This is a genomic window from Neisseria sp. DTU_2020_1000833_1_SI_GRL_NUU_006 (assembly GCA_032388755.1).
In the GTDB taxonomy this organism is placed as follows: domain Bacteria; phylum Pseudomonadota; class Gammaproteobacteria; order Burkholderiales; family Neisseriaceae; genus Neisseria; species Neisseria sicca_C.
The window spans coordinates 834,715-852,719 of the sequence record CP135593.1; the positions used below are offsets into that span (position 1 = coordinate 834,715).

Annotated in this window: 17 protein-coding genes and 1 pseudogene; 9 read left to right on the forward strand and 9 right to left on the reverse strand. The window is 52.6% G+C overall.

Annotated features, from left to right (window positions below):
* Positions 1-175: 175 nt before the first annotated feature.
* The 3 genes from RSJ68_04060 to RSJ68_04070 all read left to right on the forward strand — a co-directional run bounded on the left by RSJ68_04060 (position 176) and on the right by RSJ68_04070 (position 3,457).
* Complete coding sequence (locus RSJ68_04060) at positions 176-2,098, forward strand: ATP-binding cassette domain-containing protein (protein ID WNU97910.1); 1,923 nt, start codon at positions 176-178, stop codon at positions 2,096-2,098.
* A 288-nt stretch (positions 2,099-2,386) separates the two neighbouring features.
* Complete coding sequence (locus RSJ68_04065) at positions 2,387-2,755, forward strand: nucleolar protein (GenBank protein WNU97911.1); 369 nt, start codon at positions 2,387-2,389, stop codon at positions 2,753-2,755.
* 150 nt (positions 2,756-2,905) lie between these two features.
* Positions 2,906-3,457 (forward strand): hypothetical protein, encoded by a 552-nt coding sequence (locus tag RSJ68_04070; protein ID WNU97912.1) that lies wholly within the window; start codon positions 2,906-2,908, stop codon positions 3,455-3,457.
* Between the two features lie 168 nt (positions 3,458-3,625).
* On the opposite strand, the gene folE2 is transcribed toward RSJ68_04070, so the two are convergent.
* Positions 3,626-4,399: a GTP cyclohydrolase FolE2 gene (folE2, locus tag RSJ68_04075; protein ID WNU97913.1), complete on the reverse strand. Its 774-nt coding sequence runs from the start codon at positions 4,397-4,399 to the stop codon at positions 3,626-3,628.
* A gap of 181 nt (positions 4,400-4,580) precedes the next feature.
* Between folE2 and RSJ68_04080 the strand changes: the two genes are divergently transcribed.
* The 4 genes from RSJ68_04080 (at position 4,581) to hflX (ending at position 8,415) form a co-directional block, all read left to right on the forward strand.
* Positions 4,581-5,738 carry a PLP-dependent aspartate aminotransferase family protein gene (locus tag RSJ68_04080; protein ID WNU97914.1) on the forward strand — a complete coding sequence of 386 codons (1,158 nt, stop codon included), beginning with the start codon at positions 4,581-4,583 and terminating at the stop codon, positions 5,736-5,738.
* A gap of 93 nt (positions 5,739-5,831) precedes the next feature.
* On the forward strand, positions 5,832-6,290 hold the full coding sequence (locus tag RSJ68_04085) for an META domain-containing protein (protein ID WNU97915.1): 459 nt from the start codon (positions 5,832-5,834) through the stop codon (positions 6,288-6,290).
* A 128-nt stretch (positions 6,291-6,418) separates the two neighbouring features.
* On the forward strand, positions 6,419-7,198 hold the full coding sequence (locus RSJ68_04090; GenBank protein ID WNU97916.1) for a ferredoxin--NADP reductase: 780 nt from the start codon (positions 6,419-6,421) through the stop codon (positions 7,196-7,198).
* A gap of 26 nt (positions 7,199-7,224) precedes the next feature.
* Positions 7,225-8,415 (forward strand): GTPase HflX, encoded by a 1,191-nt coding sequence (gene hflX, locus RSJ68_04095; GenBank protein WNU97917.1) that lies wholly within the window; start codon positions 7,225-7,227, stop codon positions 8,413-8,415.
* A gap of 187 nt (positions 8,416-8,602) precedes the next feature.
* Here hflX and RSJ68_04100 read toward each other — a convergent pair whose 3' ends face one another.
* Positions 8,603-8,728, reverse strand: coding sequence for a hypothetical protein (locus RSJ68_04100; protein WNU97918.1), 126 nt, complete (start codon positions 8,726-8,728; stop codon positions 8,603-8,605).
* 419 nt (positions 8,729-9,147) lie between these two features.
* Between RSJ68_04100 and RSJ68_04105 the strand changes: the two genes are divergently transcribed.
* Together RSJ68_04105 and RSJ68_04110 are read left to right on the forward strand one after the other, a co-directional pair.
* Positions 9,148-11,619, forward strand: a complete 2,472-nt coding sequence (locus RSJ68_04105; GenBank protein ID WNU97919.1) for a heavy metal translocating P-type ATPase — start codon at positions 9,148-9,150, stop codon at positions 11,617-11,619.
* A gap of 130 nt (positions 11,620-11,749) precedes the next feature.
* Positions 11,750-12,540 (forward strand): annotated as a pseudogene (locus RSJ68_04110) (IS30 family transposase).
* A 21-nt stretch (positions 12,541-12,561) separates the two neighbouring features.
* Here the strand turns inward: RSJ68_04110 and RSJ68_04115 are convergent.
* The 7 genes from RSJ68_04115 to RSJ68_04145 form a co-directional block, all read right to left on the reverse strand.
* Positions 12,562-13,260 (reverse strand): DUF3108 domain-containing protein, encoded by a 699-nt coding sequence (locus RSJ68_04115; GenBank protein ID WNU97920.1) that lies wholly within the window; start codon positions 13,258-13,260, stop codon positions 12,562-12,564.
* Positions 13,261-13,420: 160 nt separating this feature from the next.
* Entirely contained in the window at positions 13,421-14,047 is a 627-nt protein-coding gene (gene purN, locus RSJ68_04120) for a phosphoribosylglycinamide formyltransferase (GenBank protein ID WNU97921.1), read from the reverse strand.
* Positions 14,048-14,263: 216 nt separating this feature from the next.
* Entirely contained in the window at positions 14,264-15,085 is an 822-nt protein-coding gene (locus RSJ68_04125; GenBank protein WNU97922.1) for an FKBP-type peptidyl-prolyl cis-trans isomerase, read from the reverse strand.
* A 129-nt stretch (positions 15,086-15,214) separates the two neighbouring features.
* Positions 15,215-15,655, reverse strand: a complete 441-nt coding sequence (locus tag RSJ68_04130) for a DNA polymerase III subunit chi (GenBank protein ID WNU97923.1) — start codon at positions 15,653-15,655, stop codon at positions 15,215-15,217.
* 121 nt (positions 15,656-15,776) lie between these two features.
* Positions 15,777-17,387 (reverse strand): NAD(P)-binding protein, encoded by a 1,611-nt coding sequence (locus RSJ68_04135; protein ID WNU97924.1) that lies wholly within the window; start codon positions 17,385-17,387, stop codon positions 15,777-15,779.
* Between the two features lie 67 nt (positions 17,388-17,454).
* On the reverse strand, positions 17,455-17,847 hold the full coding sequence (gene speD, locus RSJ68_04140) for an adenosylmethionine decarboxylase (GenBank protein ID WNU97925.1): 393 nt from the start codon (positions 17,845-17,847) through the stop codon (positions 17,455-17,457).
* The gene (locus tag RSJ68_04145) at positions 17,844-18,005 is read right to left on the reverse strand and encodes a hypothetical protein (protein WNU97926.1); all 162 of its coding nucleotides are present in this window, start codon (positions 18,003-18,005) and stop codon (positions 17,844-17,846) included. Before RSJ68_04145 ends, speD begins: the two co-directional genes overlap by 4 nt.

Below are 18,005 nucleotides of genomic sequence, written 5' to 3' on the forward strand. Positions count from 1 at the left end.
AAAGGTCGTCTGAAAACGGATATAGCGGGTTTCGCTCAAACATCCTCCGTTTTCAGACGACCTTTTTTCATCATGGATTTACATTGAAACGCTACGGCACCAACGAACGGCGACATCACGCTGTTTTCGCTATAAAATACCGCCTTTCCCATTTTTCCGCCCGTCCCTTACCATCATGATTGAAATCAAGAACCTCACCCTGCAACGCGGTTTGAAAGTCCTGCTCGACAAAGCCAACGCCACCGTCAATCCCGGTCAGCGGGTCGGTTTGATCGGTAAAAACGGGACGGGCAAATCCAGCCTGTTTGCCTTAATCAAGGGTGAAATCACGCAGGATGGCGGCGATATTTCGATTCCGAAAAATTGGCGGATGGCTTCCGTTTCCCAAGAAACGCCGGACTTGGACATCTCTGCGTTGGACTACGTTTTACAGGGTGATGCCGAGTTGCAGGCTTTTCAGACGACCTTGGCGCAGGCGGAAGCGCAAAATGACGGCATGAAACAGGCGGAATATCATGCCAAATTGGAAGAAATCGACGCTTATACCGCGCCGGCTCGTGCAGCGAAATTGTTGAATGGGCTGGGTTTTTCGCAAGAAGAACACAGCCGTCCCGTCAAATCCTTTTCAGGCGGCTGGCGTATGCGCCTGAATCTTGCGCAAGCCCTGATTTGCCGCGCCGATTTGCTCTTGCTTGACGAACCGACCAATCACTTGGATCTGGAAACCGTCTTGTGGCTGGAAAACCACCTTGCCTCTTTACCCTGCACGCAAATCATCATTTCCCACGACCGTGACTTCCTCAATGCGGCCACCACCCAAACCATCGAATTGTCCCAGCAAAAGCTCACGCAATACGGCGGCAATTACGATTTTTACCAAAACGAACGCGCGCAACGTTTGGCGCAGCAACAAGCCGCCTATGTCAAACAGCAGGCACAAATCAAACATCTGCAATCCTTTATCGACCGCTTCAAAGCCAAAGCCACCAAAGCCGTTCAAGCGCAAAGCCGTATGAAGGCATTGACGAAGCTCGAGCGCATCGCTCCCGCGCATTTGGACAGCGAGTTTTCCTTTGAGTTTTATAATCCCGACCATCTGCCCAATCCCTTGCTGAAGCTGGAACACGCTGATTTGGGTTACGAAGGCAAAACCGTCCTGCATGACATTACCCTGTCGCTGGAGAGCGGCGCACGTTACGGGCTATTGGGTGTCAACGGCAGCGGTAAGTCTACGTTTATCAAAGCTTTGGCAGGCAAAATCGATTTGCTCTCCGGCAGCATCGTCCGTTCTGAAAAACTCAATATCGGCTATTTTGCCCAACACCAGCTCGACACTATCCGCCCCGACCAAAGCCCTGTTTGGCACATTCAGCAGCTTTCTCCCGAAGTGCGCGAACAAGAAATCCGAAATTTCCTCGGCGGCTTCAACTTTGTCGGCGATATGGCGTTGCAGAAAACCGAACCCTTTTCCGGCGGAGAAAAAGCCCGCCTCGCCCTTGCCATGATTATCTGGCAAAAACCGAATTTGCTGCTGCTTGACGAGCCGACCAACCATTTGGACTTGGATATGCGCCACGCCCTGACGCTCGCGCTGCAAAGTTTCCAAGGTGCCTTAATCGTCGTATCACACGACCGCAGCCTGCTTGAAGCCACTACCGACAGCTTCCTTCTGATTGACAAAGGTCGTCTGAAAAACTTTGACGGCGATTTAAACGATTATCGTCAATGGAGGTTGGCGCAGGAAAACGCCACAACCGCGCCTGCCGCTTCCGCGCAAAGCCAAAACCGCAAAGACACCAAGCGTATCGAAGCACAAATCCGTCAAGAAAAAGCCCGACGCGGCAAGCCGATACAGCAGAAAATCGACAAAGCCGAAAAAGAAATGGCACAGCTTTCCGAAATTCAAACAGCATGTGAAACATTTTTGGCACAAGAAGAAGCCTATTCGGACGAAAATAAAACAAAATTACAACAAACCCTCACACAATTAACAGAAATTAAAGTAAAATTAACACAAATAGAAGAAAACTGGCTTTTGTGGCAGGAGGAGCTAGAGCAAATCCTGACGGAAATCGACGCAGAATTTACACAACTATAAATACTTCGCAGCGAGGGTTTCCGTACTTGCCTTCAGAAGCCGCCAAAAATACAGTTCGGAATGGTCATTTCAGATCGTCGGACTGTATATAGTGGATTAACTTTAAATCAGGACAAGGCGACGAAGCCGCAGACAGTACAGATAGTACGGAACCGATTCACTTGGTGCTTCAGCACCTTAGAGAATCGTTCTCTTTGAGTTAAGGCGAGGCAACGCCGTACTGGTTTAAAGTTAATCCACTATAAAAACAAAAATAGATCGTCTGAAAACTCAAACTACGGAAAACATATGCGTTCACGAATCAAGCAAGGGGCACTTATCGTCGCATCCTCCCTCATTTTGGGCTTATCCCTCCACACCGCAGCAGCCGTCTTCAGCTGCCATTCCGGTAACAGCAAAACCTACACATCCGAACCATCGGGAAACTGCACAGGCGCGGATCTGCCCAAAATCAGCAGCCACCAAGGCGGTGCATACCGTCTGAAAATCAACAAATTAAGTAGCGATACCGAAGAAAAGGCGGCCAAGCCCAAGAAGGCGCGTTCAAAAGAAAAATCGCGGGAAAAGGCGCAAGAGCAAGAGACAAAGAGCAAAAACGCCAAATCACGCGCCAAAAAATCGGATAAAGCCGCAAAAACGTCGTCTGAAAACGAGTGAGGCAATTTTCGCTATAACGAATGAGACGGTTTGGTTTGAAATTAAAAAAGTCAGCCGTCCTATTTGAGAGAATATGCTGGCATTGTTATACTATTACAACTGAATTCAATATCTATCGAACAATTACTTATTCCACATTACGACCTTACCATGAAACAATCATTCCACGCATTGGCAGCTTCATTGCTGATGTTTGCCGCCGCATCAGGCACACAAGCTTCCTCTAAAATCTATACCTGCACAGTCAACGGCGAAGTTGTCTATACTTCGCGCCCATCCTCAAACTGCCATTCGGCAGATTTACCGACCATAGGCAAATACAGCAGCACGCGCTACGATGCTCCCGCTTTAGAAATGCCCGAGCCTGCTGCCGAAGCTCCGTCAAAACGAGCCGGCAACGCAAAACCTGCACCTAAAAATACCGCTAAGGCAAATCCTGCACCTGCGCCCATCCGTCCGGCTCCTGAAGTCGCAGCAACGCCTGCGCCCAAGTCGCCCGGCAGCACTAGCCGCCGTTCGATTTTGGAAACAGAGTTGAGCAACGAGCGTAAAGCATTGGGCGAAGCGCAAAAATCTCTGGCGCAAGCCCGCGTAGCCAAAGGCGGTCATATCAACCAACAGGAAATCAGCAGCCTGCAAAGTACGGTGCTCGACCGCCAGCAAAACATCCAAGCCCTGCAAAGGGAGTTGGGGCGACTGTGATAATTCAGTCAACCGGGTAGAAGATTTAAACTGAATATAAGAAGGACGTTACACTTGTCCTAAATGAAGTTCTATGAAGTCAATCCACGACACAAAAGGTCGTCTGAAAACTGATTTTCCGGTTTTCAGACGACCTTTCCGATTTTTTTGCTTGTTTTTTTTGCTTGTTTAAGGATAAGCAATATAAGCGTAAGCCGAGTGGTTGTGTATCGATTCGAAGTTTTCGCTCTCGACGATGAAGCTTTCGATGCGTCCGTCGGCAATCAGCGCGGTGGCTACGTCGCGCACCATGTCTTCCACGAATTTCGGGTTTTCATAGGCTTTTTCGGTCACGTATTTTTCATCGGGGCGTTTGAGCAGTCCGTAAAGCTGGCAGCTTGCCTGCGCTTCCACGCAGTCGATGATTTCCTCGATACCGACTTCGGCATTGGCGGTCAGGCTGACGGTAACGTGCGAGCGTTGGTTGTGCGCGCCGTATTGGGAAATTTCTTTGGAACACGGACACAAAGAGGTTACGGGTACCATGACTTTCAAATTGTGGCTGTATGCGCCGTTTTTGATTTCGCCCGTCAGGGTAACGTCATAGTCGAGCAGGGATTGGATGCCGGAAACAGGTGCGGATTTTTTGCGGAAGAAGGGGAAGGAAACGCTGATTTTGCCGGAATGAGAGTTTAAAAGGGCAACCATTTCGGCGGTCAGTTTGTGCAGCCTGTCGAAATCCAAAGCCTCGGTTTGTTGCTCCATCAACGCCACGAAGCGCGACATATGCGTGCCTTTTTGGTCGGCGGGCAGGAAAACCGTCATGGTCAGGCGGGCGACGGTGGATTGGCTGCCTTCGGCGGTATTTAAAGTAATCGGGAAGCGCAGGTCTTTGATACCGACCTGGTTAATCGGCAGATTGCGTAAATCGCGGCTGGATTGCACGTCTGCAATGGCGTTCATGCGTTGTTTGTCCTTAATTGTCGGATTGTTGGGGTGTGTGTCGTTTGGAAACGGATTCATGCCGTCCGTTTTGCAAATGCGAGATTATATCACTTGCAAACCGTGTCCGCATTGATTGTTTCTATTTTTCGGATAGTGATAAAATCCTGAATTATTCATATCTTTATAAGGTTGAACCGAGATGAAATTCGCCACCAAAGCCATCCATTCCAGCTACGATTGCGACGAACACAACCGCGCGCTGATGCCGCCGATTTATCAGAACAGTATGTTCGCGCTGCACGAAATCGGCGAGCAGGTTCCCTACCGCTATTCGCGCCTGAGCAATCCGACCCGTCAGGTTTTGGAAGACACGGTTGCCGATTTGGAACGCGGGGCGGCGGGTTTTGCCTTTTCCAGCGGCATGGCGGGCATTGATGCCGTGTGGCGTACATTCCTGCGTCCGGGCGACACCATCGTCGCCGTTGCCGATATTTATGGCGGCGCGTATGACTTGCTGGTTGACGTATATAAAGAGTGGGGCGTGAACGTTGTCTTTGCCGATTTGAGCAACCCCGACCGCTTGGACGAACTGCTTGCCGCGCACAAGGTGAAACTGGTTTGGCTGGAAACCCCGTCCAATCCGCTTTTGAGATTGGTGGACATCAAAACGCTTGCCGCCAAAGCCCACGCCGCCGGCGCATTGGTCGGCATCGACAACACCTTCGCCACGCCGTATCTGCAACAGCCGCTGGAGATGGGCTGCGACATCGTGTTCCACTCCGCCACCAAATACCTTTGCGGACACTCCGACGTATTGATGGGCATCGTCGCTGTCAAAACCAAAGAACTGGCGAAACCGCTGCACGACATGATGGTGCATACCGGCGCGATTGCCGGCCCGATGGACTGCTGGCTGGTGTTGCGCGGCATCAAAACGCTCGCCTTGCGCATGGAGGCGCACTGCAAAAACGCGCTCGACATCGCCCGCCGCCTTGAAGCCCATCCCGCCGTGGAAAAAGTGTTCTATCCCGGCCTGCCGTCTCACGAACATTATGAACTGGCGAAAACCCAAATGCCTAAAGGCATAGGCGGCGTGGTAACGGTTTACCTCAAAAACGACACGCGCGAAGCGGCAAACAGCGTGATTAAAAACATGAAACTGGTCAAAATGGCGTCCAGCCTCGGCGGCGTCGAAAGTCTGGTCAACCATTGCTATTCCCAGTCACACAGCGGCGTGCCGCATGATGTGAAAATGGAAATGGGCATCAAAGTCGGCCTGCTGCGCTTCTCCATCGGCATTGAAGATGCGGACGATATTTGGAACGATATTTCCAAAGCTTTGGATTCGACGCTGTAAAGATAAAGAGGTCGTCTGAAAAGTGCGTAGCGGGTTTCGCTGAAGCGGTTTCAGACGACCTTTTAGCTGACCTCACGTTAGAAAGGCAAAATCATGGAAATCCTGATCCCCACCCTTATGACCGCAATCATTCTGACCGCCTGTACTTCGCCTGCTGAAAAACCGCAGCCGTCCCAACCTGTCACGTCGTCTGAAAAACCATCCGAACCGCGTCAAGCGTCAACGCCGGCTTTGGCAGCGAAATGGTTTGTGGTTTCTTTCGACAAATTCACCGAAAAAGATTTGGCGGGCAGAACGGCTTTTTTGGATTTGAGCAAAATGCCCAAGGCGCATGGCAAGATGGGTTGCAATCATTTGACGCTTCAAGCGCAGGAAGCCGGAGCGGGTAAAATTGATTTTGGTCCGATTGCCACGACGATGATGCTGTGTGAAGACATGAAGCTGGAAGAGGCTTTCTTGAACATGAAAAGCGTGTGGAACTATCGTTTTGACGGCAATGATTTGATTTTGGAGCAAAACGGCAAAACCATGCGCCTGCGCCGTCAGCCGTAAATTTTGAGTTTCAGTTCCGCTTCAAGGTCGTCTGAAAACCGGACAATCAGGTTTTCAGACGACCTTTCTTCAAGCGAACGGGTATAATACCTCTCGTTTCCCATCCCGCACACACAAGGAATCCCATTATGGCAGCCTCGCCCGAAGCCAAGTTTACCGAAGAAAAAGTCTTGTGGATTAAACACCATACGCCCAAACTGATGACTTTTGCCATCAGCCGCCCTGAATCCTACCGCTTCTCGGCGGGGCAGTTTTCGCGGCTCGGGTTTCGCGACGGCGAAGGCTTTATCTGGCGCGCGTATTCCGTCGTGTCCGCCGAATACGCCGACACGCTCGAATATTTTGCCGTTTTGATAGAAGGCGGCCCTATGTCCGCGCGGTTTGCCGCCATGAAAGAGGGCGACACCATACTGCTCGATAAAACCGCTACGGGCTTCCTCCTGCCCGAACGCTTCCCCGACGGCAAGGACTTGGTCATGCTCTGCACCGGTTCGGGCATCGCACCTTTCCTCTCCATCATCGAGCAACCCGAAATCTGGCAGCGTTTCGACCGCTTGATTTTGGCGCACTCAGTTTCTTTCGCCGATGAACTGATTTTCAGACGACGTGTTGAAGCGTTGAAAGACCATCCGCTGATTGGCGAATATTTCCACAAATTCCGCTTCGTCCCCATTACCACGCGCGAGGAAACCGAAGGCGCGTTGAGCGGCAAGCGCATTCCCGAGCTGCTGAAAGACGGCAGCCTCGAAACATACGCGGGATTCAAGTTCACCAAAGCGGACACGCGCTTTATGGTCTGCGGCAATCCCGCCATGGTCAAAGACACGTTCCAAGCCCTGATGGACTTGGGCTTCGCCATGCACCGCAACCGCATCCCCGGCGAAATCATGATGGAAAACGGGTTTTAAGCCCTTTGAAAAAGAAAGGATTTTCCTTGTCCAAACGCAACATTTTCCCCGTCGACAAATCTTTGGAGCAACCCGAACGCGTGATGCTGGTCGGGGTGATGTTGAGTGCGGATTATTCGGGCGCGAACGAAGTGCGCGAGCGGACTTTTCAGACGACCTTGGACGAGGCGGCGGAATTGGTCGCGGCGGCAGGCGGCGAGCTGGTGTTGCGGGAAACCGCCAAGCGCGACAAGGCGCATACGGCTTATTTCGTCGGCACGGGTAAGGCGGAAGAGCTGGCGGCGGCGGTGAAGCTGCACGACATCGGCTTGGCGGTGTTCAACCATGAATTGACGCCGACGCAGGAGCGCAATTTGGAGAAAATCCTGCAATGCCGCGTCCTCGACCGCGTGGGTTTGATTTTGGCGATTTTTGCCAAGCGCGCCCAATCGCAAGAGGGGAAATTGCAGGTGGAGCTGGCGCAGTTGAACCATTTGAGCGGGCGGCTGGTGCGCGGCTACGGGCATTTGCAGAGCCAGAAGGGCGGCATCGGCCTGAAAGGGCCGGGCGAGACGCAGTTGGAAACCGACCGCCGCTTAATCGGGCAGAAAATCACGGCGTTGAAAAAACAGTTGGCGCAAGTGAAAAAACAACGTGCCACGCGCCGAAAATCGCGGATGGAGGGTCGTCTGAAAACCTTTGCCATCGTCGGTTATACCAACGCGGGCAAGTCCAGCCTGTTCAACCGTCTGACCAAGGCGGACGTGTTGGCGAAAGACCAGCTTTTTGCCACGCTGGATACGACGGCGCGGCGTTTGTTCCTGTCGCACGAGGCGGGCGTGATTCTGACGGATACGGTCGGTTTCGTCCGCGATTTACCGCACAAGCTGGTGTCGGCGTTTTCGGCGACGCTGGAGGAAACGGCTTTGGCGGACGTGCTGCTGCACGTCGTCGATGCGTCCAATCCCGATTTCGAGCGGCAGATGGGCGATGTGAATGTGGTTTTGGAGGAAATCGGCGCGCATGAAGTGCCGCAGCTTGTCGTGTACAACAAAATCGACCTGCTGCCGGAAGGCGTACGCGGGGCGGGCGTGTTGCGGGACAATTCGGGACGCGCCGTCGGCGTGAATATTTCGGTTGCGAAAAGTCTGGGCTTGGACGCTTTGCGCGAGGCGATGATTGAACGGGCATTGGAAAACGGCGGGAAGAGGTCGTCTGAAAACTTTGAGTCCGAATAAAAACAAGGTGTTTTGACTGCCGTTGTTTCTCAATGGGAAGGACGGCGGGCGGATTTCGATTTCGATCATTGTTTGCCGCCGCGTGTTTCAAGAGGTCGTCTGAAAAAAATAAAGGCCGTTTGGAAAACAAAGATAAATCAGGGAGGGTTTATCTTTATTCCAAACGGCCGTTTAAAAGGTTTCCCGCTTAGTGGGGGAGGAGGCGGCGTTTTTTCAAAACGTTTTCGTAAATCATCCATGCCGCCAAGCTCAGGTAGGCGACGCTGGACAGGATGCCGATAACGGCAAAAATAGGTAGCAGGCGGTCAATCATGATGTTTTCCCGAGTAAGAAGTTAATGAAAAATTTTGTGTAAAAGCGTAATGTTTTGTATTTTTTATTGTACTGTTTGTACGGAATATGCGTGTAGTATGCAGCTTCAAATCGAGTCGGTCAACAAAAATGTATGGTGTTTTTTTAAAAAAGTTCCTTTTTTACATTAAAATAATCGGTAAATTCGACCGATATGCGGTATGGTATGGCAACCGTTCGTCTATCGATAAAAGGATATATCATTGAAAAATATAAATAAATAATATAAAAATATGCAAATTGTTTTAAAATAAACGTTTTGTAAAATATTTTTAAAAATCTGCTGAAAAGCGACACTTTAATAAAGTTTACATTTTTAAACATTTCAAATCCAAGTTTCAAGCGGCAAACCATCTGCCGGCACACCATCAGGCACATATTATGAATCAAACGGAAAGAACCTGTTTCCATTGCGGTCTGGAAGTCCCCGAACACCTCCATTTGACCGTCCGCTACGAAAATGAAGACCATGAAACCTGCTGCGCGGGTTGTCAGGCGGTGGCACAGAGCATTATTGATGCAGGTTTAGGCAATTATTACAAACAGCGTACCGCCGATGCGGAAAAATCCGAATTGCCGCCGCCGGAAGTGTTGTCGCAACTGAAATTGTATGATTTGCCCGAAGTGCAGGCGGATTTTGTCGAGGTCGGGGAAGGGGATGAACGCGAGGCGGTGTTGATGCTGGGCGGCATTACCTGCGCGGCGTGCGTATGGCTGATTGAGCAACAGCTTTTGCGGACGGCGGGCGTGGTGCGCGTGGATTTGAATTACAGTACGCACCGCTGCCGCGTGGTGTGGGACGAGGGCAAAATCGCGCTGTCGGACATTCTTTTGAAAATCCGCAAAACGGGTTATACCGCCGCGCCTTATGATGCGCAAAAAGTCGAGGCGCAGGCGCAGAAAGAGCGCAAACAGTTTATCGTCAGGCTGGCGGTGGCGGGTTTGGGTATGATGCAGACGATGATGTTTGCCGTGCCGACTTATCTTTACGGCGGCGACATTGAGCCGCTGTTTTTGGAAATCCTGCACTGGGGCGGCTTTTTGATGGTGCTGCCTGTCGTGTTTTACAGCGCGTTGCCGTTTTACCGCGGCGCATGGCGCGATTGGAAAAACCGCCGCGTCGGCATGGATACGCCGATTGCGATTGCGGTCGTGATGACCTTTGTCGCGGGTATTTACAGTCTCGCCGTCAACGCGGGGCAGGGGATGTATTTCGAATCCATCGCCATGCTGCTGTTTTTCCTGTTGGGCGGGCGGTTTATGGAACAAATCGCAAGGCGCAGGGCAGGAGATGCGGCGGAGCGGCTGGTGAAACTTGTTCCCGCGTTCTGCCACCGCCTTCCGTCTTATCCCGACAGCGAGGAAATCGAAGAAGCGGCGGTTGTACAGCTTCAGGCGGGCGACGTGATCGTCGTCAAACCCGGCGAAGTCATTCCTGTGGACGGCACGGTGTTGTCCGGCGAGAGCGAAGTGGACGAAGCCATGTTGACGGGTGAGAGCCTGCCCGTCGTCAAAAGGTCGTCTGAAAACGTTACTGCAGGCACGCTCAATACGGGCAGCCCGCTTGTTATCCGAACCGACCGCACCGGCAACAACACGCGCCTGTTGCACATCGTCAAACTGCTCGACCGTGCGCTCGCCCAAAAACCGCGCGCCGCCGAGCTTGCCGAGAAATACGCCTCCAGTTTCGTGTTTGGCGAGCTGCTGTTTGCCGTACCCGTTTTCATCGGCTGGACATGGTATGCCGACGCACAAACCGCCTTGTGGATTACCGTCGCGCTGCTGGTCATTACTTGCCCGTGCGCACTTTCGCTTGCCACGCCGACCGCGCTTGCCGCCTCCACAGGCGCGCTTGCCGACGACGGCGTGTTAATCAGCGGTAAACAAAGCCTCGAAACGCTCGCCCAAATCGACGATGTCGTGTTCGACAAAACCGGCACGCTGACCAAAGGACAACTGTCCGTCAGCCGAATCATCCCCTTAGGTCGTCTGAAAACAGCAGAAGCGCTCGCCGCCGCACAAGCCCTGGAGCAACAATCCGAACACCCCATCGCCCGCGCCATCTTGAACCACACGCTTTCAGACGACCCCGCCCCTGCGCCAGAATACATAGTCTCCCAACGCGTCAACCGCATCGGACAAGGCGTCAGTGCGCAAATGACTTATAAAGACGAAACCCAAGTTTGGGCATTGGGACGCGCCGATTTCGTCGCCGGAATAGCCGGCGTGTTGCCTGACCAAGCCGCCAACATCGAACACGCAGGCAGCATGGTGTTCCTCGGCAACCAAAGCGGATTCCAAGCCGTCTTCCTGCTCGAAGACCAAATCAAAGACAGCGCCGCCGCCATGCTCGACACCCTCAAACAACAAGGCATCCGCACCCACCTACTCAGCGGTGACCGCACAAATGCCGTCGCACAAGTTGCGCAGGCGCTCGGTTTAGACACCTACCGCGCCGAAGCCTCGCCCGAAGACAAACTCGCCTATGTTGAAGACTTGCAGAAACAGGGCAAAAAAGTTTTGATGGTCGGCGACGGCATCAACGATGCCCCTGTCCTCGCCCAAGCCGACGTATCCGCCGCCGTTGCAGCAGGCGCCGATGTCGCACGCGACGGCGCCGATCTGGTCTTGCTCAACGACGACTTGAACATCCTGCCCGCCACCATCGCCCAAGCTCGCCGCACACGCGAAATCATCCGCCAAAACCTCGCCTGGGCAAGCGCATACAACATCATCGCCGTCCCGCTCGCCGTCTTAGGCTACGTCAAACCCTGGATCGCCGCATTAGGCATGAGCATCAGCTCGCTGTTTGTCGTGGGCAATGCGTTGAGGCTGTTGAAGAAGAGGAAATAGGTGGTTTCGGAAGGGAGGGGTCGTCTGAAAAACCGGATTTTGGGTTTTCAGACGACGTTTTTATTTGGGTGGCGGATTCGGATTTGAGTGTAACTTTCCTGTAAGAAATATTGCTATGGGCGACACATAGCTGACCCAAGACGAACGATACCCTATCCAATACCTGTCCCGCTACTGCAACATCGATGAAATCACCAAACAGCTCAACCGACACAAAAAAACCATCAGCCGCGAAATAAAACGCCACTCCGCCCAAGGGCAGCAATACGGCGCCGAGAAAGCCCAACGACAAAACCGGCTGACCAAACAACGCCGGCGAAAACCCTATAAGCTGATTTGCAGCTGATTCAGCGCATCGACACCCTTATCCGCTACAAGCCCAGAGGCAAAGTGCCCAACCGTGTCGGCATAGAAACGACCAAAAAATCCGCATCGGCGATTGGGAGACCGACACCATCATCGGCAAAGATCAGAAAAAGCGCATTATTGACCTTGGTAGAACGTGTTACCCGCTGCACCATCATCTGCAAATTGAAGAACCTCAAAGCCGAAGACACTGCCCGGGCAGCCCGTTAGGGCATTGAAGGAACATAAGTCGGAGTCCACACCACCACCATGGTTAACGGCAAAGAGTTCTGCCAACACACCAAAATAGCCAAAGCATTAAAGGCGGAAACCTATTTTTGCCGCCCTTACCATTCGTGGGAGAAAGGGCTGAATGAAAACACCAACGGACTCATCCGGCAATATTTCCCCAAACGGACCGATTTCCGAAACATCGGCAATCGGGAGATACGCAGGGTTCGAGATGAGTTGAACCATCGGCTAAGAAAAACACTTGGCTGCGAAACGCCAAGTGTTTTATTTTTGATTTGTTCCAACGACCTGTACCCTAGAGTTGCACTTGAAATCCGAATCTAAGAACCTTTATAGTTAAGGATTTCAGGGTTTGACAGGTTTGCCGTTGATGCTGACGGAAGTCAGTTTCAAATCGTAGGTTTTGCCGTCGTCGGTATAGCTGATTTGGGCGGGGATGTTGCCCAAGGCGGTGGCGAAAGAATAGGTAACGGTGTCGTCGCCGCGTTGTACGCGGTATTTTTCGACGGGTGTGGCTTTGCCGTTCAGGGTATAGCTGCCGCTGCCGATTTTGCTCATACCGCTGACGGGATAGATTTTTTTGCCGTTGGTGATACTCAGGCGGGCAGGCAGTTTCGCATCGTTGGCGGCAAGCTGCCATGCCAGCGTGAACAAATCGCTGATGTTGCCGCCGACGGTTTCGGTTTGCAGATCGCCTGTTTTACCGTAGGTAACCTGATTGCCTCTGAATTTGGCTTCGGCATAGGTTTTACCGCCGCGGACGTCTTTGTAGTAACTCGGGCGGATAGTGTTGCCGCTGATGCTGCCGCCGGATTCGAAACGGATATGGTAGAGCGGGACTTTGATGGTTGAGACGACTTTGTAGCCTTTACCGTTGCGGGTAAAGGTCATGGTCGCAGGCAGGGTGAGTCCGTTGTAGTGACCGGCATATTGCAGGGAGACGGATTGCGGTAAGTTGGCGGCATGAGCGCTAGAGATAAATACGGGTGATGCAAATGCAGCTATCGTTAGGTTTAGGGATAAAGCGCGAAGATAGGGTTTCATGGCATATCTCTATATATCTGATGTCGTGAAAATACGTTGTTTCCGAATCGGTGAAGTTAGCTATTATAAAGTTTGGTTTGTTAGGATATGAATAATTATTTATAGAAATGCAAAAGGACATTATAAAAAAGGCCGGAGTTAATCCGGCCTTTTATGGGGTTTAAGCCAAGAGGGTTTGTCCTTCGGCGTTGCGTTTTGAATTGAACACGCGGTTGCCTTCGATTTTCAGACGACCTGCGACAAAATCGGCAACGGCTTGCGGGAACAGGCGGTGTTCGACGGTCAGGACGCGTGCGGCAATGTCGTCGGGCGTGTCGCCGTCGAGTATCGGGACGATGCCTTGCGAGATAATCGGACCACAGTCCAGTTCAGGGGTTACAAAATGGATGGTACAGCCTGCGACGCGGCAGCCGGCTTCCAGGGCGCGTTCGTGGGTGTGCAGGCCGGTAAATGAGGGGAGGATGGACGGGTGGATGTTGATCAGGCGGTTTGGGTAATGGGCGCAGAATTCGGGCGTGAGGATGCGCATAAAGCCTGCGAGGACGACCAAATCGGGTTGATAGACGTCGATTTTTTCCATCATGGTTTGGTCGAAAGCGAGGCGGCTGGGGAAGTCTTTGTGGTTGAGGCTTTCGGTGGCGATGCCGCGTTCGGCTGCCCAAGCCAGTCCGGCGGCGGTTGTGCTGTTGCTGAGGACGGCGGCGATGCGGGCGTCTGGAATGGCGGCATTGACGATGGCCTGCATATTGCTGCCGCGGCCGGAGATGAGGATAACGATGTTTTTCATGGTGTCGGGCTTTCGGATTTTTCAGGCAGCCATTGTATAGCAAAATAAAATCAGAATGCTATGCGTGATATGGACGGGAATCGGATTTGCAAAGGTCGTCTGAAGCGGATAAACCGTACCATTGCTGCCTGAAAACAGATAACGGCAGTTGGGGTGGATTTGTAATGAAAAATGCCCGAAACGGATTGGGTTCGGGCATTGGGTTAAAGCGCAGGTTTATTGGACTTTTTTGATGTCAACTTGACCGGGGGCAGGCTGAAAGTCTTCAGGTTTGCCGATTTTAACCAGCTTCACGTCGAATACCAAAGTGGAATTCGGGCCGATTTTCCCACCGGGAACAGGCTGATCGCGGTAGGCGAGTTTGGATGGGATATAGAATGTTGCTTCGCCGCCTTCTTTCAAGAGCTGGATACCCTCGGTCCAGCCGGGGATGACTTGGCTGACAGGGAAGGTAACAGGACCACCATTGGCTTTGCTGCTGTCGAAGACGGTACCGTCAATCAGGCGGCCTTCGTATTCAACGACGACGATGTCGTCTTTCTTAGGCTGTTTGCCGTCCCCTTCTTTGGTGATTTTGTATTGCAGGCCGGAGGCGGTGGTTTTCACGCCTTCTTTAGTCGCATTTTCTTTGAGGAACGCTTCGCCTTTTTCCAGGTTGGCTTTGGCGTCAGCTTGAAGTTTTTCTGCGGCTTTGGTTTGTTGTTCGGTCAGGAATTTCATCATGACTTCCTGCGCCTGGGCTTCGGTCATTTTGTTTTCTTTGCCTTCATAAGAAGCCTGCATGGCTTCGATGAAGACTTTCATATCAATTTCCGCACCTTGATCTTTCATTTGTTTTAAAGATCTGCCGATGTCCATACCCATTGCGTAGCTGGCTTGTTGGGCCGGTGTACCGATAGAAGATGCGTCTGTTGCGGCAGAAGCTGCGGATGCGGGAGCAGAGCCAGCCGCAGGTGTATTGGCGTCTTTTTTGTCGCAGGCGGTCAGTGCCAATGCGGCGGCGATTGCCAATGCGCTGAATTTGAAAGTTTTGTTCATGGTGTTTTCGTCTTTTAAAAGGGTCAGTAAAAGAAAGTCGGGATTATAGCCCAGTTTGATTCAAAAGGAATCAAAGCTGTTTAAATTTTTGGCTTGAATTGTAAAGCTGTTTTCAGACGACCTTCGTTTTCAGGCTTTTCCGGTCATATTGTGGTGTTCGATGGTAAAGCCGCTTTTTTTGTATGCACTGAAGCGTTCGCGGGCGTCAGCGAGTGCTTCCAAACTGCTGCCTACGATTTCGAGTACGCGGGCGGGAATGACAGGGGCTTCGTTCCAAAAGTCGGGCGAGAGATTGAGGATGGTAGCGTTTTCAGGGACGGTGGGCAAAGTATCGCCGAACGCGAGCCATACGGGTGTTTCAGACGACATGGGTTGGTCGGGTTGCCAAATTTCGTGCGGAATGAAACTTTCAGGGATTTGCTGCCAAAGGTCGCGGTCGAGGCGGCGGATTGTCTCGGCAGAATCCGACCACACCAATATTTGTCCGCCGTCGCGTATGGCGCGCGCAATCAGGCGGCAGGCGAAGGCGGCGGGGTCGGCGGCGTGGGTGTAAAAGGTGGCTTTGGGCATGGCGCGGGAGTGGGGCGGGAAAATAGGGATTATAGTGAAAACGGGTTGAAAGGGCTATCGGGCTTCCTGTATTGGATTTCAAACCTTTTGTCTTTGTTTTTTCAGACGACCTTTGCGGCTGTCAGCCCCGTTCCAACACCTTCCTCGCCGCTTCCACACCCCAATACAAGGCTTCTTCGAGTACCGAATAGCCGCTCAAATCGCTGTGGGCAAACAGCAATCCTGACGCTCGGTTTCTGATTTTTAACAAAGATTCGTCGTTCAGATAACCGGCTTTCGGTACGCTCATGCCGTGTCCGCGTACCGTAACATCAACGTGGGAAACGTGTTGCCAGAAGCTCTCTCCGTAGGCGGCGATCAAATCTTTGGCGGCGAAGTCGCGCAGTTCTTCGTCGGTGGCTTCGAGCAGTTGGCGGCGGACGGCTTGCGGGGTGTCATGGTTGAGCGCGGCGTAGGCAGTAAAAATCGTGCGCTCGGGGCGGGCGATGCGGATGAGCTGGTTGGTGGCGACGACGTAGCCGAGTCCCTGGCTGCCGTAGATGACGTTATCCCACGCCGTTTCGCTGTTGTTTTTTTCTTTCGGGAAGCTGTGCAGCTCGAAATTGGCGACCAACCACGGGGCGTATTCGGGAATGTTCAAACCGTATTGCGCGGGATTTTCGACGATTCGGGCGGCGACCATCAACGGCATGGCGGAGATAACGTGTTGCGCGGTCAGGGCGACGGTTTCGCCGCTTGAATTGTCACGCAGCCAAACTTCAATACGGTCGTCTGAAAGCGGTTTGATTTTGACGGCGGATGCGTTGACGGAAGCGGGTTTGTCTAGGCGGATGCGGTTTTCAGACGACCATTGCCAACCTTCCTGCAAACCGGCGTGGCGGCGCAAGTTTTCAGAAAGGTGCGCCAGACCTTCGGGCCAGGTCAGGACGGTTTCCGCGCTGTTGCGGGCGGCGAAGTAATGCAGTCCGGCAAAGGCGGATACTTGCGCTATGCCCTGTCCGTAATCGTCGCGGCAGCAGTAATCGAGATACCACAAGAGTTCTGGCGAGGTATAGTCCTCTTGCGTAAGCCATTGTTTGAACGTCAACGTATCGAGTTTGCGCCACGTTTCGTCTGCCGAAGACAGGGCTATCGGAATGGCGAAAATCTTTTTGCCGTCGCTGCCGTAAGCCTGTTTCAGACGACCGATTAAATCAAAAAAGCGTTTGGAATCCGCATCTTCTTTCGGCAACAGGTGTTCCTGCCATTTATCCAGATACAAAAGGCGCGACTCGGGCGCGTAAACCAAATCGGTTTCCCTGAAACTGCCGTCCGATTGCAAGATACCAAAATCCGCCAGCATCTCGCGCACATACACGCTCTCTTTCGACGGCAACGCGAGATAATGCGCACCGCTCGGCGCTTGCAGGCCGCCTGAAGCGGCGTAGGCGGCATTGTTGCCGTTGCGCTCGAACCCTTCCGCTAACAATACATCACGATGACCATGTTTCGCCAAATACCACAACGCCCCCAACCCCGCCGCGCCGCCGCCGAGTATCAACGTATTGCATTCGTAACGGCGGCTCGGCGGGCTGAGCAATTTCCCGTCGCGCAACAAATGCCCCAACGGCAGCCCGACGCGGTTGACGGAAACCGGCGGTTTGCGGTTGAGGCGGTTGTAAGTCAGCCAAGAGAAAGAGGAAGCGGCGGCAAGCGCGGCGGTGTAACTGAGAAATTGACGGCGTGTCGGCATGGGGGTGAATGTCGGTTTAGGGTTCTGACAGGTCGTCTGAAAACATCAAGACGGTTTCAGACGACCTTTACAGGTTTTGTTGTTCTACTGGCGGCTGAGTATCGTCCAATATTCCTTCGCCACGTTGCGCAACCGTCCAAACAGCCCATTCTGCCGTCAATTCCCTGCACAATATTTCCTTCACTTTTTCCAATTTCATGCCGCCGCAGATAAATGCGTCTATGGCGGCGAAGCGGTGTTCCGGCCAAGTGTGGATGCTGATGTGGGATTCGGCGAGCAGTAACACGCCGGTAATGCCGCCTGCGCCGCCGAAGGTGTGGAAACGTTCGGCGAGGATAGTCGCTTCTGAGGCTTGGGCGGCGGCTTTGAGGACGGTTTTCAGACGACCCTCGTCTTTCAAGACGGCTTCATCACAGTCATATAAATCCAAAAGACCGTGGTTGCCGGGGATATGGGTCATTTATGACCTCCGGAATAACCGCTACCGCCGTAATAACCGCCGCCGTAATAGCCGCCGGAGTGCATACGTGAGCCGTCGGAGTCGGAAGAACCGTAGCTGATAATCATGGAAATGACGATGATGATGGTACTGAAAATGATGTAAGTAGTTCTCGACAT

Bases quoted from the DNA above. Each gene is read 5' to 3' on its own strand.
- RSJ68_04105 (WNU97919.1), top strand. From the start codon at position 9,148: ATGAATCAAACGGAAAGAACCTGTTTCCATTGCGGTCTGGAAGTCCCC.
- RSJ68_04115 (WNU97920.1), bottom strand. From the start codon at position 13,260: ATGAAACCCTATCTTCGCGCTTTATCCCTAAACCTAACGATAGCTGCA.
- RSJ68_04070 (WNU97912.1), top strand. From the start codon at position 2,906: ATGAAACAATCATTCCACGCATTGGCAGCTTCATTGCTGATGTTTGCC.
- purN (WNU97921.1), bottom strand. From the start codon at position 14,047: ATGAAAAACATCGTTATCCTCATCTCCGGCCGCGGCAGCAATATGCAG.
- RSJ68_04125 (WNU97922.1), bottom strand. From the start codon at position 15,085: ATGAACAAAACTTTCAAATTCAGCGCATTGGCAATCGCCGCCGCATTG.
- RSJ68_04085 (WNU97915.1), top strand. From the start codon at position 5,832: ATGGAAATCCTGATCCCCACCCTTATGACCGCAATCATTCTGACCGCC.
- RSJ68_04130 (WNU97923.1), bottom strand. From the start codon at position 15,655: ATGCCCAAAGCCACCTTTTACACCCACGCCGCCGACCCCGCCGCCTTC.
- RSJ68_04080 (WNU97914.1), top strand. From the start codon at position 4,581: ATGAAATTCGCCACCAAAGCCATCCATTCCAGCTACGATTGCGACGAA.
- RSJ68_04060 (WNU97910.1), top strand. From the start codon at position 176: ATGATTGAAATCAAGAACCTCACCCTGCAACGCGGTTTGAAAGTCCTG.
- RSJ68_04065 (WNU97911.1), top strand. From the start codon at position 2,387: ATGCGTTCACGAATCAAGCAAGGGGCACTTATCGTCGCATCCTCCCTC.
- RSJ68_04090 (WNU97916.1), top strand. From the start codon at position 6,419: ATGGCAGCCTCGCCCGAAGCCAAGTTTACCGAAGAAAAAGTCTTGTGG.
- RSJ68_04100 (WNU97918.1), bottom strand. From the start codon at position 8,728: ATGATTGACCGCCTGCTACCTATTTTTGCCGTTATCGGCATCCTGTCC.
- RSJ68_04145 (WNU97926.1), bottom strand. From the start codon at position 18,005: ATGTCGAGAACTACTTACATCATTTTCAGTACCATCATCATCGTCATT.
- folE2 (WNU97913.1), bottom strand. From the start codon at position 4,399: ATGAACGCCATTGCAGACGTGCAATCCAGCCGCGATTTACGCAATCTG.
- RSJ68_04135 (WNU97924.1), bottom strand. From the start codon at position 17,387: ATGCCGACACGCCGTCAATTTCTCAGTTACACCGCCGCGCTTGCCGCC.
- speD (WNU97925.1), bottom strand. From the start codon at position 17,847: ATGACCCATATCCCCGGCAACCACGGTCTTTTGGATTTATATGACTGT.